Source organism: Affinibrenneria salicis, from assembly GCF_008710095.1.
Genome location: NZ_VYKJ01000005.1, coordinates 131,130 through 145,162 on the forward strand (window position 1 = coordinate 131,130; position 14,033 = coordinate 145,162).

General features: G+C 58.4%; 16 protein-coding genes and 1 riboswitch. Of the genes, 13 read left to right on the plus strand and 3 right to left on the minus strand.

The window, feature by feature from the left end:
* Positions 1–13: 13 nt before the first annotated feature.
* The 12 genes from lptE to lipA all read left to right on the plus strand — a co-directional run bounded on the left by lptE (position 14) and on the right by lipA (position 11,179).
* Positions 14–577 (plus strand): LPS assembly lipoprotein LptE, encoded by a 564-nt coding sequence (gene lptE, locus FJU30_RS11710; RefSeq protein ID WP_150435148.1) that lies wholly within the window; start codon positions 14–16, stop codon positions 575–577.
* The gene (gene holA / locus FJU30_RS11715) at positions 574–1,608 is read left to right on the plus strand and encodes a DNA polymerase III subunit delta (RefSeq protein WP_150435149.1); all 1,035 of its coding nucleotides are present in this window, start codon (positions 574–576) and stop codon (positions 1,606–1,608) included. Before lptE ends, holA begins: the two co-directional genes overlap by 4 nt.
* Positions 1,598–2,263, plus strand: coding sequence for a nicotinate-nucleotide adenylyltransferase (gene nadD / locus FJU30_RS11720; RefSeq protein WP_150435150.1), 666 nt, complete (start codon positions 1,598–1,600; stop codon positions 2,261–2,263). The genes holA and nadD overlap by 11 nt, the downstream gene beginning before the upstream one ends.
* 168 nt (positions 2,264–2,431) lie before the next feature.
* The gene (rsfS, locus tag FJU30_RS11725) at positions 2,432–2,749 is read left to right on the plus strand and encodes a ribosome silencing factor (RefSeq protein WP_150435151.1); all 318 of its coding nucleotides are present in this window, start codon (positions 2,432–2,434) and stop codon (positions 2,747–2,749) included.
* A 3-nt stretch (positions 2,750–2,752) separates the two neighbouring features.
* Positions 2,753–3,223: a 23S rRNA (pseudouridine(1915)-N(3))-methyltransferase RlmH gene (gene rlmH / locus FJU30_RS11730; RefSeq protein ID WP_150435152.1), complete on the plus strand. Its 471-nt coding sequence runs from the start codon at positions 2,753–2,755 to the stop codon at positions 3,221–3,223.
* Positions 3,224–3,259: 36 nt separating this feature from the next.
* The gene (mrdA, locus tag FJU30_RS11735; RefSeq protein ID WP_150435153.1) at positions 3,260–5,164 is read left to right on the plus strand and encodes a peptidoglycan DD-transpeptidase MrdA; all 1,905 of its coding nucleotides are present in this window, start codon (positions 3,260–3,262) and stop codon (positions 5,162–5,164) included.
* A gap of 8 nt (positions 5,165–5,172) precedes the next feature.
* Positions 5,173–6,285, plus strand: coding sequence for a peptidoglycan glycosyltransferase MrdB (gene mrdB / locus FJU30_RS11740; RefSeq protein WP_150435154.1), 1,113 nt, complete (start codon positions 5,173–5,175; stop codon positions 6,283–6,285).
* 12 nt (positions 6,286–6,297) lie between these two features.
* Complete coding sequence (gene rlpA / locus FJU30_RS11745) at positions 6,298–7,374, plus strand: endolytic peptidoglycan transglycosylase RlpA (protein WP_150435155.1); 1,077 nt, start codon at positions 6,298–6,300, stop codon at positions 7,372–7,374.
* A 180-nt stretch (positions 7,375–7,554) separates the two neighbouring features.
* Positions 7,555–8,766, plus strand: a complete 1,212-nt coding sequence (dacA, locus tag FJU30_RS11750; protein ID WP_150435156.1) for a D-alanyl-D-alanine carboxypeptidase DacA — start codon at positions 7,555–7,557, stop codon at positions 8,764–8,766.
* Between the two features lie 179 nt (positions 8,767–8,945).
* A complete protein-coding gene (gene ybeD / locus FJU30_RS11755; RefSeq protein ID WP_150435157.1) occupies positions 8,946–9,209 on the plus strand; it encodes a DUF493 family protein YbeD in 264 nt (87 codons plus the stop codon).
* Between the two features lie 135 nt (positions 9,210–9,344).
* Positions 9,345–10,043: a lipoyl(octanoyl) transferase LipB gene (lipB, locus tag FJU30_RS11760; protein ID WP_191091586.1), complete on the plus strand. Its 699-nt coding sequence runs from the start codon at positions 9,345–9,347 to the stop codon at positions 10,041–10,043.
* A gap of 170 nt (positions 10,044–10,213) precedes the next feature.
* Entirely contained in the window at positions 10,214–11,179 is a 966-nt protein-coding gene (lipA, locus tag FJU30_RS11765) for a lipoyl synthase (protein WP_150435158.1), read from the plus strand.
* 451 nt (positions 11,180–11,630) lie between these two features.
* Here the strand turns inward: lipA and tatA are convergent, their stop codons facing one another.
* Positions 11,631–11,837, minus strand: a complete 207-nt coding sequence (gene tatA, locus FJU30_RS11770; RefSeq protein ID WP_150435159.1) for a Sec-independent protein translocase subunit TatA — start codon at positions 11,835–11,837, stop codon at positions 11,631–11,633.
* A gap of 124 nt (positions 11,838–11,961) precedes the next feature.
* Complete coding sequence (locus FJU30_RS11775; RefSeq protein ID WP_150435160.1) at positions 11,962–12,753, minus strand: deaminated glutathione amidase; 792 nt, start codon at positions 12,751–12,753, stop codon at positions 11,962–11,964.
* A gap of 92 nt (positions 12,754–12,845) precedes the next feature.
* A riboswitch (Fluoride riboswitch) is annotated at positions 12,846–12,906 on the plus strand.
* 78 nt (positions 12,907–12,984) lie between these two features.
* On the opposite strand from FJU30_RS11775, the gene crcB reads away from it, so the two are divergent.
* Positions 12,985–13,362, plus strand: coding sequence for a fluoride efflux transporter CrcB (gene crcB, locus FJU30_RS11780; protein ID WP_150435161.1), 378 nt, complete (start codon positions 12,985–12,987; stop codon positions 13,360–13,362).
* Positions 13,363–13,531: 169 nt separating this feature from the next.
* Here the strand turns inward: crcB and cspE are convergent, their stop codons facing one another.
* Complete coding sequence (cspE, locus tag FJU30_RS11785; protein ID WP_009113827.1) at positions 13,532–13,741, minus strand: transcription antiterminator/RNA stability regulator CspE; 210 nt, start codon at positions 13,739–13,741, stop codon at positions 13,532–13,534.
* Positions 13,742–14,033: the final 292 nt, after the last annotated feature.

A 14,033-nucleotide genomic window follows, 5' to 3' on the forward strand; every position in this document is an offset into this window, starting at 1 on the left:
GCAAGGAGGAACTGTGCGACATCGTATACTGACGTTGTTGCTGGGCCTGGCGGTGTTAGTCACCGCCGGTTGCGGCTTTCATTTGCGCGGCACGACTCAGGTGCCGACGCAGCTGCAAACGCTGCAGCTGGATAGTACCGACCCTTACGGTCCGCTGGCGCGCGCCATCCGCAAGCAATTGCGCGACAGCGACGTCACCGTGATTAGCGACGCGACGCGTCAGGATATTCCGTCGCTGCGCATCCTGGACTCCTCGGAGAAAAAAGACACCGCGTCGGTGTTCCAGGATGGCAAAACGGCCGAATATCAGATGGTGCTCAAAGTGAACGCGCAGGTGCTGCTGCCGGGTAAAGATATCTACCCGCTCAGCGTCAGCGTATTCCGCACCTTCTTCGATAACCCGCTGACCGCGTTGGCTAAAGATGCCGAACAGGACATTATTCGTCAGGAGATGCGCGAGCAGGCCGCCCAGCAGCTGGTGCGGAAACTGCTTACCATCAACGCCAGCGAAGAAGTCAAAAACCGTCAGCAACGGGCGGAAGCCGTTCAGGCGCCGACGCCCGCCGCCGGTTCATGACGCGTCTTTACCCTGAACAACTGGTCGCGCAGCTCAATGATGGGCTGCGCGCCTGTTATCTGGTGTGCGGCAATGAACCGCTGTTAATCCAGGAAAGTCTCGATCATATTCGTCAGGCCGCGCGTCAGCAGGGCTTTACCGAACACTTCGCCTTCACCCTTGATCAACATACCGACTGGCAGGCCATCTTTAGCCTGTGTCAGGCGCTCAGTCTGTTTTCCCAGCGGCAGAGCCTGCAGCTGACGCTGCCGGAAAACGGTCTGAACGCGGCCATCGCCGACGGCCTCGGTAAACTGGCCGGGTTGCTGCATCCCGATATTCTGCTGCTGCTGCGCGGCAACCGGCTGACCAAAGCGCAGGAAAACAGCGCCTGGTTCCGCGCGCTGTCGAAGAACGGGGTTTACGTGAGTTGTCTGACGCCGGAGCAGGCGCAACTGCCGCGCTGGGTGCTGCAGCGCGCCAAAGCGATGAATCTGGCGCTGGATGAGCCGGCGAATCAGCTTATCTGCTACTGCTACGAGGGCAACCTGCTGGCCCTGAGTCAGGCGCTGCAGCGTCTGGCCCTGCTCTACCCCGACGGTAAACTGACGCTGCCGCGCGTGGAGCAGGCGGTCAGCGACGCCGCTCACTTCACGCCGTTCCACTGGCTGGATGCGCTGATGGCCGGCAAAAGCAAACGGGCCTGGCACATCCTGCAGCAGCTACGCCAGGAAGAAAGCGAGCCGGTGATCCTGCTGCGCACGCTGCAGCGTGAACTGATGCTGCTATTGACCCTGCAGCGGCAGATGGCGCAGACGCCGCTGCGCGCCCTGTTCGACCAGCACAAGGTATGGCAGAATCGCCGCCCGTTGCTGACACAGGCGCTGCAGCGCCTGTCGGGACAGCAGATCCGGCAAGCGGTTGCGCTATTGACCCGGGTGGAGATCGCGTTAAAGCAGAATTATGACCAGGACGTCTGGCCGGAGCTGGAAACGCTGTCGATGCTCCTGTGCGGAAAAACCTTGCCGGCGAGCCTGTCAGATGCGGAATAATCCGAAAAATACGCCGTTGGCCGCGTTCTTCGGCGGCACCTTCGACCCGATCCATTACGGCCATCTGCGCCCGGTCGGCGCGCTGGCCCGGCAGGTGGGGCTAACCCGGATCACTCTGCTGCCCAACAATGTCCCGCCCCACCGGCCGCAGCCCGAAGCCAGCGCTGCACAGCGCAAGGCCATGGCCGAACTGGCGGTCGCCGACAACCCGCTGTTCGACGTTGACGATCGCGAGCTACAACGCGCCACCCCGTCTTACACCATCGATACGCTGGAAGGCCTGCGGCGCGAACGCGGCGCGCGGGCGCCGCTGGCGTTTATCATCGGCCAGGATTCTCTGCAGACGCTGCATCTGTGGCACCGCTGGCAGGATCTGCTGGGCGTCTGCCATCTGCTGGTCTGCGCGCGGCCCGGCTATAGCGACACGCTGTCCACGCCCGAACTGCGGCAGTGGCTGGCGCGCCACCGGGCGCAGGCGCCTCTGGCGCTGCATCAGCAACCGCACGGACTGATTTATCTCGCCGATACGCCGCTGCTGGCCATCTCCGCCACCGAGATCCGCCAGCGTCGCCATCGCCATGATGCGGTCAATGACTTACTTCCGCCGGCCGTTCTGCATTATATTGATACGAACGGCCTCTATCGTCAGGCGTAAGGTTTATATCGCTCATGCCCGCCGCATGGTATACTCCGCCGCTGGTTTAAACCGCCGTAATTAGCCGCAAAACACCGGCGCGGCGGGCTATTTCATATTGCGGGCGCCGGGCATCCGGCGGTCGCGGCCGTATCTATTTTGACGACAAACACACCCGAGGGGGAAGCGTTGCAAGGTCAGGCACTCCAGAACTTTGTTATCGATAAAATTGATGATTTAAAAGGCCAGGACATTGTTTCGATCGATGTTCAGGGTAAATCCAGCATTACCGACTATATGGTGATCTGCACCGGGACGTCGAACCGTCACGTCGCCGCGATCGCCAGCCACGTGGTCGAGGAATCGCGCGCCGCCGGTCTGCCCGCGCCCGGCGTGGAAGGCGGCCGGGAAGCCGACTGGATCGTGGTCGATCTGGGCGAAGTCATCGTGCACGTGATGCAGGACGACAGCCGGCAGCTGTATGAGCTGGAAAAACTCTGGGGTTAACGCGTGAAACTGCAACTGGTGGCTGTAGGCACGAAAATGCCTGACTGGGTGCAAACCGGCTTTACCGATTACCTGCGCCGTTTTCCGAAAGATATGCCGTTCGAATTGCTGGAAATCCCGGCGGGTAAGCGCGGCAAAAACGCCGATATCCGCCGCATCCTGGAACGCGAAGGGGAGCAGATGCTGGCCGCCGTCGGCAAAGGCAACCGCATCGTCACGCTCGATATCCCCGGCGCCCGCTGGGAAACCGCACAGCTGGCCGGACAGCTGGAACGCTGGAAACAAGACGGTCGCGATATCAGTCTATTGATTGGCGGTCCCGAGGGACTGGCGCCCGCCTGCAAAGCGGCGGCCGAGCAAAGCTGGTCGCTGTCCCCGTTAACCTTGCCCCACCCGCTCGTGCGCGTTCTGGTGGCGGAAAGTCTGTATCGAGCCTGGAGCATTACCACCAATCATCCTTACCATCGGGAATAGGGCGATAACATGAACAACGTGAAATAACGCTGCAGCATGAAAATAGAACGTAAACCCTTTCGTGACTACACGGCCGAGTCCGCCCTGTTTGTGCGCCGCGCGCTGGTGGCGTTTAGCGGCATTCTGCTGCTGAGCGGTATTTTGGTGGCGAACCTGTACCATCTGCAGATTTTACGTTTCGATGATTATCGTACCCGTTCCAATGAAAACCGCATCAAGCTGGTGCCTATCGCGCCCAGCCGCGGCATTATCTATGACCGCAACGGTATCCCGCTGGCGCTCAACCGCACCATTTATCAGCTGGAGCTGGTGCCGGAAAAAGTGGCCAATCTGGCCGCCACCCTGCAGGCGCTGAAGCCCATCGTCGATCTGACCGATGAGAACCTGGCGGACTTCGAAAAGGAGCGTAAGCGTTCGCGGCGTTTCACCTCGATTCCGCTTAAAACCGGTCTGGATGAAACCCAGGTGGCGCGTTTCGCGGTCAACCAGTACCGTTTCCCCGGCGTGGAAGTCAAAGGCTATCAGCGCCGCTACTACCCTTACGGCTCCGCGCTGACCCACGTTATCGGCTACGTGTCTAAAATTAACGATAAAGACGTCGAACGGCTGAGCAAAGACGAGAAACTGGCCGACTACGCCGCGACGCACGATATCGGCAAGCAGGGCATCGAACGCTATTACGAAGATCAGCTGCACGGCAAGCCGGGCTACGAAGAGGTCGAGGTCAATAACCGCGGACGCGTGATCCGTCAGCTGCACGAACAGCCGCCGCAGGCGGGGAAAGACATCACTCTGACGCTCGATCTAAATCTGCAGATGTATATTGAAAAACTGCTGGAAGGAAGCCGGGCCGCGGTAGTGGTGGTCGATCCGCGCGACGGCGGCATTCTGGCGCTGGTGTCCAATCCGAGCTACGACCCCAACCTGTTCGTCGACGGCATCTCCGGCAAGGATTACCGCGCGCTGCTTGACGATCCCAATCGTCCGCTGATCAACCGCGCCACCCAGGGACTTTATCCGCCCGCCTCCACGGTGAAACCCTATATCGCCGTTTCGGCGCTGAGCGCGGGGGTCATTACCACCAGCACTACGCTCTTCGATCCCGGCTGGTGGCAGTTGCCCGGTTCGGAAAAACGCTTCCGCGACTGGAAAAAATGGGGACACGGCCGGCTCAATCTGACCAAATCGCTGGAAGAATCGGCGGATACCTTTTTCTATCAGGTCGCCTACGACATGGGCATCGACCGCCTGTCCGAATGGATGAGTAAATTCGGCTACGGCGAGTACACCGGCATCGATCTGTCCGAAGAGCGCGCCGGCATTATGCCGACGCGGGAATGGAAGATGAAGCGCTACAAAAAACCCTGGTATCAGGGCGACACCATTCCGGTCGGCATTGGTCAGGGCTACTGGACCGCCACGCCGCTGCAGATGGTAAAAGCGCTCACCACGCTGATTAACGACGGCCAGGTGAAAACGCCGCACCTGCTGTACAGTTCGCGCGAAAACGGCGCCATTACCCCGTGGCGTCAGGAGCAGCACCTGCAGATCGGCGATATTCACTCCGGCTTCTGGGAGATCGCCAAAGACGGTATGTATGGCGTGGCCAACCGCGCCAACGGGACGGCGCACAAAAGTTTCGTCGACGCGCCCTATAAGATCGCGGCCAAATCCGGTACCGCCCAGGTGTTTGGTCTGAAAGAGAACGAGACCTATAACGCGCACAAAATCGCCGAACATCTGCGCGACCATAAACTGATGGTGGCTTTCGCTCCTTACAACGAACCGCGCGTGGCGATGTCTATTATTCTGGAGAATGGCGGCGCCGGGCCGACCGTCGGCACGATCACCCGTCAAATCCTCGACCACATCATGCTGGGCGACAACAATACTGAACTGCCGGTCGCGCCACCCGCCCCGCCCGGCAGCGAAAGCGAGTAAAACGAGCAATGAGCGAGAACCCACAAAAAGGCTCGATCTGGACGCGTATCCATATCGATCCGCTGTTTCTGATCTGTATCCTGTCGCTGCTGGGATACAGTCTGCTGGTGATGTGGAGCGCCAGCGGGCAGGATATCGATATGATGGAACGCAAGGTGGTGCAGATTGTGCTCGGCCTGGCGGTGATGGTGGTGATGGCGCAGATCCCGCCGCGCGTCTACGAAGGCTGGTCGCCCTATCTGTATATCGTGTGCGTGATTTTACTGGTGCTGGTCGACGCCTTCGGGCAAATCAGTAAAGGCGCGCAGCGCTGGCTGGATCTGGGCGTGGTGCGCTTCCAGCCGTCGGAAATAGCGAAAATCGCCGTGCCGCTGATGGTGGCGCGTTTTATCAACCGCGATGTCTGCCCGCCCTCGCTGAAAAACACCGGCATCGCGCTGGTGCTGATTTTCGTTCCCACGCTGCTGGTGGCGGCTCAGCCCGATCTGGGCACCTCGATCCTGGTCGCCGCCTCCGGTCTGTTCGTGCTGTTTCTGGCCGGCATGAGCTGGCGGCTGATCGGCATCGCCGTTCTGCTGGTCGCGGCGTTTATCCCTATCCTGTGGTTCTTCCTGATGCATGACTATCAGCAGGCGCGGGTGATGATGCTGCTCGACCCGGAAAGCGATCCGCTGGGCGCCGGTTACCATATTATCCAGTCGAAAATCGCCATCGGTTCCGGCGGGTTATCCGGCAAAGGCTGGCTGCACGGCACCCAGTCGCAGCTGGAGTTCTTGCCGGAACGGCATACTGACTTTATCTTTGCTGTATTGGCCGAAGAATTGGGCCTGATTGGCGTACTGATTCTGCTGGCGCTATACCTGTTCCTGATCATGCGCGGTCTGGTGATCGCGGCCAATGCCCAGACCTCGTTCGGCCGGGTAATGGCCGGCGGGTTAATGCTGATTCTGTTTGTCTATGTGTTCGTCAACATCGGCATGGTGAGCGGTATTTTACCGGTGGTCGGCGTGCCGCTTCCTCTGGTGAGCTATGGCGGTTCGGCGCTGATTGTGCTGATGGCGGGATTCGGTATCGTGATGTCGATACATACTCACCGCAAAATGTTATCCCGTAATCTATAGAAGAGGTGAACAATGCGTAAGGAGTGGCTTTGGATCGGCGTGATCGGGCTAACGCTGACGGCCTGTACCGTCCCGGAACAGCCTCAGTCGCCCCCGTCGAGCGTCTATAGCGGGCCGGTGGAAGAGATCGGCGGCGTCGAACCCCGCTACGAACCCTATAACCCCGGCACCCAGCAGGACTACCGCCTCAACGGCCGCAGTTATAAAATCGTCGCCAACCCCGTCAGCTTCAGTGAAACGGGGCTGGCCACCTGGTACGGCGCCGAGGCCAGCGGCAACCGCACCGCCATCGGAGAAGTATTCGACCCCAACGCGCTGACCGCGGCGCACCCGACGCTGCCCATCCCGAGCTATGTGCGGGTCACCAACCTCAGCAACGGCCGCCGTCTGGTGGTCAGGGTCAACGATCGCGGTCCTTACACGCCGGGACGCATCATCGATCTGTCGAAAGCCGCCGCCGAGCGCCTCAATATTTCCAACAATACCAGGGTCAAAGTGGACTTTATTCAGGTGGCGCCGGACGGCACGCTGTCGGGTCCCGGCGCCGTCGGCACCACGGTGGCGAAACAGAGCTTCGCCCTGCCCGATCGGCCGAATCTGAGTCAGGGTTCGCCGTCTATCGCGGTCATGCCGGCCGTCGCCGATAATAGTGCGCAAACCGGCGGCATAACTCAGCCCGCCGCCTCGTCGGGCGAGGAAAACGCCAGCCAGCCGCTCACCAGCCCCGCCACGCCGGGCGGTGGTTTCCTCGGCGCCCCCAGCGCGCTGCCGGCAGGCGTACTGGAAGGCAGCGAACCGGCGCCGGCGGCCGCGCCTCAGACGGCCGTCGCCGGCGTGGCGGAAGGCAATGCCCCGGCGGCGAGCGGCGGACGCTATCTGGTGCAGGTCGGCGCCCTGAGCGACGCGCAGCGCGCACAGAGCTGGCTCAACAGCCTGAGCAACCAGTTCCACGTTCCCGGTAAGGTTTCCGCCAGCGGCAATCTTTATCGCGTACAGCTGGGGCCGTTTGAAAGCCACCAGCGCGCGGTGGAACTGCAACAGCGACTGTCTGCCGAAGCGAGCCAGCAGTCCTTTATCACCACATTGTAACCGCCCTCGTCCCCCGCTCGCCGTCTGGCGCGCGGGGACTGTTTCGCCCGCCGTCCGGCCGGCGCAGAGAAATGCGGCACTGCAAAATCAGGTAACGTAATGTCTGATGCCGGCTTATTTGCCATCTGCTATAGTGTGGCTCGTTTTTAACTTCTATCCACGGATGTCGTTGTTCCCATCATGAATACTGTAACTACGTCTCGTTATTTTAAGCGGATCACGTCAGGCTGCCTGATCGCGCTCAGCGTTTCATCTTTTGCCAATGCCGGCGATCTTAATATCCAGACTATGATCCCTGGCGTTCCGCAAATTGATGCGGAAGCGTATATCCTGATTGATTACAACTCCGGAAAAGTGCTGGCGGAAATGAACGCCGACGCGCGCCGCGACCCGGCCAGTCTGACCAAGATGATGACCAGCTACGTTATCGGTCAGGCGATCAAATCCGGCAAAATCACCCCGAATGATATAGTCACCGTCAGCAAGGACGCCTGGGCTACCGGCAACCCGGTGTTCAAAGGCTCTTCGCTGATGTTTCTCAAGCCGGGCGATCGCGTACCGGTATCGGAACTGAATCGCGGCATTATTCTGCAGTCGGGCAATGACGCCTGCGTGGCAATGGCCGATTACGTGGCCGGCAGCCAGGATGCCTTCGTCAATCTGATGAACGGCTACGTTAAAGCGCTCGGCCTGCAAAATACCCATTTTCAAACGGTGCACGGTCTGGACGCAGACGGCCAGTTCAGTTCCGCTCGCGATATGGCTCTGATCGGCCAGGCGCTGATTCGCGACGTACCGGAAGAGTACGCCACCTATAAAGAAAAAGATTTTACCTTCAACAACATCCGCCAGACCAACCGCAACGGTCTGCTGTGGGATACCAGCCTGAACGTGGACGGCATCAAAACCGGCCATACCTCCTCTGCCGGCTACAATCTGGTGGCGTCGGCCACAGAAGGCCAGATGCGCCTGATTTCCACCGTCATGGGGGGCAGAACGTTCAAAGGCCGCGAAGCGGAAAGCAAAAAACTGCTGACCTGGGGCTTCCGTTTCTTTGAAACCGTCGCGCCGCTAAAAACCGGCAAGGAGTTCGCCTCCGAACCAGTGTGGTTCGGCGACAACGACCGGGTTTCGCTGGGCGTGGATAAAGATGTTTATCTGACCATTCCGCGCGGCCGGATGAAGGATCTGAAGGCCAGCTATGTGCTGAACAACACCGAGCTGCACGCGCCGCTGGGCAAAAATCAGGTGGTGGGTTCGATTAACTTCCAGCTGGATGGTAAAACGATCGATCAACGCCCGCTGGTGGTGCTGAACGAAGTGAAGGAAGGCGGTATCTTCAGCCGTCTGGTGGACTATATTAAACTGATGTTCCACCACTGGTTCGGTTAACTCCCCGCCTCTTGTAAACGGGATTCGCCGTCCCCATATCAAGGTCATCACCCGCTCCCGCTCCGGCGGGAGCTATAATTTTAACCGAACGCCCCCCAACCGACGTCATAACGCGGCCAAAGCGCTCAGCGCGCCTGCGGTGTGAAAAACGATGGGTATCTGATCTTCGTGGAGCACAGATGAAAACCAAACTTAATGAACTGCTCGAATTCCCCTGCTCTTTCACCTACAAAGTAATGGGCCTGGCCCAGCCGGAATTGGTCGACCAGGTGGTCGAGGTTGTCCAGCGTCACGCGCCAGGCGATTACAGCCCACAGGTCAAACCCAGCAGTAAAGGCAACTATCATTCCGTTTCCATTACGATTACCGCGACGCATATCGAACAGGTTGAGACGCTGTATGAAGAACTGGGCAATATTGAAATCGTGCGCATGGTGCTGTAATTCAATCGATCGTCACGATCTCAGGGCTGGCGCGCGGCAACCACGCCGACGCGCGGCGCCCGATTAAAATCGCTTAGTGCTGTTCCCTGCCGTCTCCCGCCGTTATAATTGCCGCTATCCTTCCTTAACCTGAAGATGACACGCTTGCTACAGGATAAGATCACAATACGTCAGTTTGGCGTACAGCCTTACCAGCCCGTCTCTCTGGCCATGCACCATTTTACCGATCTGCGCGACGCCGCCAGCGGCGACGAAATCTGGCTGGTGGAGCATCCGCCGGTATTTACCCAGGGACAGGCCGGCAAAGCCGAACATGTTCTGACGCCCGGCGATATCCCGGTCATTCAGAGCGACCGCGGCGGACAGGTGACCTATCACGGTCCGGGCCAGCAGGTCATGTATATATTGATTGATCTGAAACGACGCCGGCTCGGCGTACGCCAGCTGGTGACCGCGCTGGAAGAAACGGTGATCCAGACGCTGGCGCATTTTTCGGTGAACGCACGCGCCCGCGCGGACGCGCCGGGCGTGTATGTCGGCGAAAAGAAAATCTGCTCGCTGGGTTTGCGCATCCGTAAGGGCTGTTCCTTCCACGGTCTGGCGCTGAATATCGCCATGGATTTGTCGCCGTTTCAACGTATCAATCCCTGCGGCTACGCAGGCATGCAGATGACCCAGCTCAGTGCGCTGGCGCCGGGCGCCACGCTGCCCGACACAGCGCCGTTGCTGGTCGGCACCTTTATGCAGCTGCTGGGCTATCGTCATCGGCAGATGCTGGACTGGGATCTGGCGCGCGACGGCAACCCTCTTCCGCTGGCGCAGCAGGAGCAATAAGTTACATCTTATTTACATTATTTCTTCATTTTGCCGGCGCAAAGGCTGTCCGCCTCCGGCAAAGATGATATAATTTTTAGAGTTTTTTAAAAAAAAGTTTAATTTCTCTCATAATCCTTTGAGTTTTTTAACAATTCAAACAGCGATTCAGAACTGGAACTTACGCGAATATGAGTAAACCGATTCAGATCGAACGCGGCGTAAAATACCGCGATGCCGATAAAATGGCGTTAATCCCGGTACGCACCGTGGTGACAGAACGACAGGAAATGCTGCGTAAACCTGAATGGATGAAGATCAAACTGCCGGCTGACTCCAGCCGCATTCAGGGCATCAAATCAGCGATGCGTAAAAACGGTCTGCATTCCGTTTGCGAAGAAGCGTCCTGCCCCAACCTGTCCGAATGTTTTAACCACGGCACGGCGACCTTCATGATTTTAGGCGCCATCTGCACCCGACGCTGCCCGTTCTGCGACGTGGCGCACGGTCGACCGCTGACCCCGGACAGCAACGAACCGGAAAAGCTGGCCCAGACGATCCACGACATGGGGTTGCGCTATGTGGTCATTACCTCGGTCGACCGCGATGATCTGCGCGACGGCGGCGCACAGCATTTTGCCGACTGTATCAGCGCCATTCGCGCGAAAAGCCCGCAGATTAAGATCGAAACGCTGGTGCCCGATTTCCGCGGCCGCATGGATCGGGCGCTGGATATCCTGACCGTAACGCCGCCGGACGTCTTTAACCACAACCTGGAAAACGTGCCGCGCGTTTACCGCCAGGTGCGCCCGGGAGCGAACTACGACTGGTCGCTGAAACTGCTGGAGCGTTTTAAAGAAGCGCACCCCGAAGTGCCGACCAAATCCGGTTTGATGGTCGGACTGGGAGAAACCAATGCCGAGATCGTCGACGTTATGCGCGATTTGCGCCGTCATGGCGTAACGATGCTGACGCTTGGCCAGTATCTGCAGCCAAGCCGCCACCATCTGCCGGTACAGCGCTATGTCAGCCCGGCCGAATTTGATGAAATGAAAGCGGAAGCTCTGGCAATGGGCTTTACCCACGCCGCATGCGGCCCCTTCGTCCGTTCTTCCTACCACGCCGATCTGCAGGCGAAAGGCATCGAAGTCAAATAACCCGGCATGGTTGCCAACAACCTACGTCTCGCTCCGGTCGGCAACACGACCGAGGCGAGACGTAGGTTGCCGCTATTGCCGCCTGAAAAATCGCGATGAATAAACGCCCGGACATCAGCGTTCAAAAGCATGCCGGCCTGCCTTTTCTGTGGCTGAACGGCGTTGAAGGGCGTCAGGCGGCGCTCTGCTTATATTTTCTTACATATAAGCCCCTGAACAGAGCATGGATACACACGGAATACCGCAACAGACCGGCTTTTATTCCGGCGCCGCGTACCCGACGCTATCGCGTTTGTCATGACGCGCGTTTGAGTACAGTCCGCCCGGCGCAGGCTGTAATCAGACGCTGGCCCGACTTGCCGCTGCGCGATCAGGCTGGGGCACGCGTCAGGCCCGCGCAGGCGGGCAGTCTGGTGCGAATGACGAAAAAACGATGTGGGATAAAGGCGGTTTACTCTTTCGGACGGCCGTCGCCCAGCGACTGAGGCGTTTCGTCCTGTGCGTTATTTTTTACCTGCGGCTCGTCATTCATCGCTTTTTTAAAGCCTTTAATGGCCGCGCCCAGATCTCCCCCGAGGCTGCGTAATTTATTGGTGCCGAACAGTAAAACGATTAATGCGCCAATCACCAGAAGTTTGGCGATGCTGATACCTTCCATAATATTACCTGTCTGAATTAACCAGCCGGATACACCGGCGAATAAAAATGATGTATTGACTGTGTCCCCGCGGCCCGGGCAACACAATCGGAAATTGTAACAAAGTAAGATGCCATGCCGGGCGCTACCGCTTCAGCTGCGGTGATTCGAAGCGTCGATTTTCCAGTACCGGCAGTTGACGGCGCGCATGGTTCAGCCGCTCTTCATCCAGTTGGGCAAAAATCAGCGCCGGAACCTCCGCCGCGCGAGCCAACACCACGCCGAGCGGATCGACCGCCATGCTGCTGCCGATATTCTTCTCGCCGCATTCGCCGCTGGCCACCACATAACAGGTATTGTCCAGCGCGCGGGCGGACAACAGAATCTCCCAGTGCGCCTCTTTCAGCGGCCCCCTGAGCCACGCCGCCGGCACCACCAGTACCTGCGCGCCATCCAGCGCCAGACGCCGCGCCAGTTCGGGGAAACGAACGTCATAGCAGGTCATCAGCCCGATTTTCATCCCGGCTACGTCCACCAGCGCCGGCACTTCGCAGCCCGGCGTAACGCGACGTGATTCCTGCATGGCGAAGGCGTCATACAGATGAAGTTTATGGTAATGCGTAAGCAACTCGCCGCGCCGCAACACCACCAGAGTATTAAACACGCGTCCTGGCCCGGCGGGGGTATGCAGCGTGAGCGCCAGCGTCAGATCAATTTCGGCGCTGGCGGCGCGCAGCTGGCTGATAAAGGGACCATCCAGCGGCTGGGCCGCGTTAACGCCCCAGTCGGGATCGCGGTTATCCCGCGCCAGCACCGCCTCCGGCAGCACCAGCAAATCGGCCGCCGCGGCGTTCGCCTCATGCATTAAACGCAAACAGGTCGCCAGATTGTGCCGCCACTCGCGTTCTACCGCAAACTGCCCCAGTGCGACTTTCATCCTCTTTTATCCCCCGCTGCCGTTCGTTGCCTGTTTTACCCGACCAGCCTGCCCGGCTACAAAACCACGGCCGAAGCGAGTAAACTAAGCCTGTATTTGACGGAGATGACATTCCTCCATAACCGCCTGTTGGCTAATGATGTCTACGTAACCCTCGCGAGAGGTGCGTAGCGTCACGCTCTGCCTTTCCGAGATTAACCTTGCTTACCCCTGAATAAAAGGTGTCTTGTTATGTTTAATGCATTTCTGGTGGTATTTATTGGCGGCGGTATCGGCAGCGTGGCGCGCTGGTTATTAAGCCTGCGTCTCAATGCGCTACATGCTCAGTTACCATTCGGCACGCTCAGCGCCAATCTGATTGGCGCGTTTATTATTGGCGCCGCGCTGGCTGTCTTCCTGCGCGTCCCACAGATCGATGCGCAATGGCGACTGCTGATCACCACCGGCTTCTGCGGCGGCCTGACCACGTTTTCCACCTTCTCGGCCGAAGTGTTCACTCTGCTGCAAAGTGGCCAGTTGCTGTTCGCCGGGCTGAATATTGCGCTGAATCTGCTGGGGTCGCTGTTAATGACGGCGCTGGCGTTTAGCCTGGTCGGCTGGCTCAGCTAATCCCTGTGCAATCCGGCATTGCAGGCCTGATGTCCGCAGTCAATGCCGGGTTGGCTGGCTGAATGACGTGCCCGCTGGCGCGTCATGATTTTCGGCTTAAGTGCGGGATTGATGATTGATAGCCAAAAAAAAACCCGCCGGAGGCGGGTTTTTCAGGAAATCGGTATAATTAAATAGCGATAACGTTAGCAGCAGATGGACCTTTAGCACCGCTGGTGATTTCGAACTCTACGCGCTGACCTTCAGCAAGAGTTTTGAAACCGTTGCTCTGGATGGCAGAGAAGTGTACGAACACGTCTTTGCTTCCATCTTCCGGAGTAATGAAACCGAATCCTTTGGACTCATTAAACCACTTAACGCTACCTTTAATCTTAGACATCAAACTTACCTTTAACATGAATGAACGACACAAAATCTGTGTCATGCACAGTACAGCAATAGATTGACCTTTTGTCCAGCCGAAGATAGCTAAAAAGTGATAAATGTCGATAAAAAAGCATGCATAGCGTGAAAACGATTAAACGGCGCCCGACCGCGTCGGTTTTATCTGCCGCGTTGAAATGTGGACACCGTTTTTATATTCGCCCTATTTCAGGCTGCAGTTGCGTTGACTACGCTCAATGACCCGCCGCCCGGGACGTTGCCCTCTGATGCCGTCGCCAGCGACGTTC

What these genes read in the sequence shown, in the direction of transcription:
- mrdB (WP_150435154.1), top strand. Translation starts at nt 5,173, where the DNA reads ATGAGCGAGAACCCACAAAAAGGCTCGATCTGGACGCGTATCCATATC.
- nadD (WP_150435150.1), top strand. Translation starts at nt 1,598, where the DNA reads ATGCGGAATAATCCGAAAAATACGCCGTTGGCCGCGTTCTTCGGCGGC.
- rlpA (WP_150435155.1), top strand. Translation starts at nt 6,298, where the DNA reads ATGCGTAAGGAGTGGCTTTGGATCGGCGTGATCGGGCTAACGCTGACG.
- crcB (WP_150435161.1), top strand. Translation starts at nt 12,985, where the DNA reads ATGTTTAATGCATTTCTGGTGGTATTTATTGGCGGCGGTATCGGCAGC.
- cspE (WP_009113827.1), bottom strand. Translation starts at nt 13,741, where the DNA reads ATGTCTAAGATTAAAGGTAGCGTTAAGTGGTTTAATGAGTCCAAAGGA.
- mrdA (WP_150435153.1), top strand. Translation starts at nt 3,260, where the DNA reads ATGAAAATAGAACGTAAACCCTTTCGTGACTACACGGCCGAGTCCGCC.
- dacA (WP_150435156.1), top strand. Translation starts at nt 7,555, where the DNA reads ATGAATACTGTAACTACGTCTCGTTATTTTAAGCGGATCACGTCAGGC.
- ybeD (WP_150435157.1), top strand. Translation starts at nt 8,946, where the DNA reads ATGAAAACCAAACTTAATGAACTGCTCGAATTCCCCTGCTCTTTCACC.
- tatA (WP_150435159.1), bottom strand. Translation starts at nt 11,837, where the DNA reads ATGGAAGGTATCAGCATCGCCAAACTTCTGGTGATTGGCGCATTAATC.
- lipA (WP_150435158.1), top strand. Translation starts at nt 10,214, where the DNA reads ATGAGTAAACCGATTCAGATCGAACGCGGCGTAAAATACCGCGATGCC.
- lipB (WP_191091586.1), top strand. Translation starts at nt 9,345, where the DNA reads ATGACACGCTTGCTACAGGATAAGATCACAATACGTCAGTTTGGCGTA.
- FJU30_RS11775 (WP_150435160.1), bottom strand. Translation starts at nt 12,753, where the DNA reads ATGAAAGTCGCACTGGGGCAGTTTGCGGTAGAACGCGAGTGGCGGCAC.
- holA (WP_150435149.1), top strand. Translation starts at nt 574, where the DNA reads ATGACGCGTCTTTACCCTGAACAACTGGTCGCGCAGCTCAATGATGGG.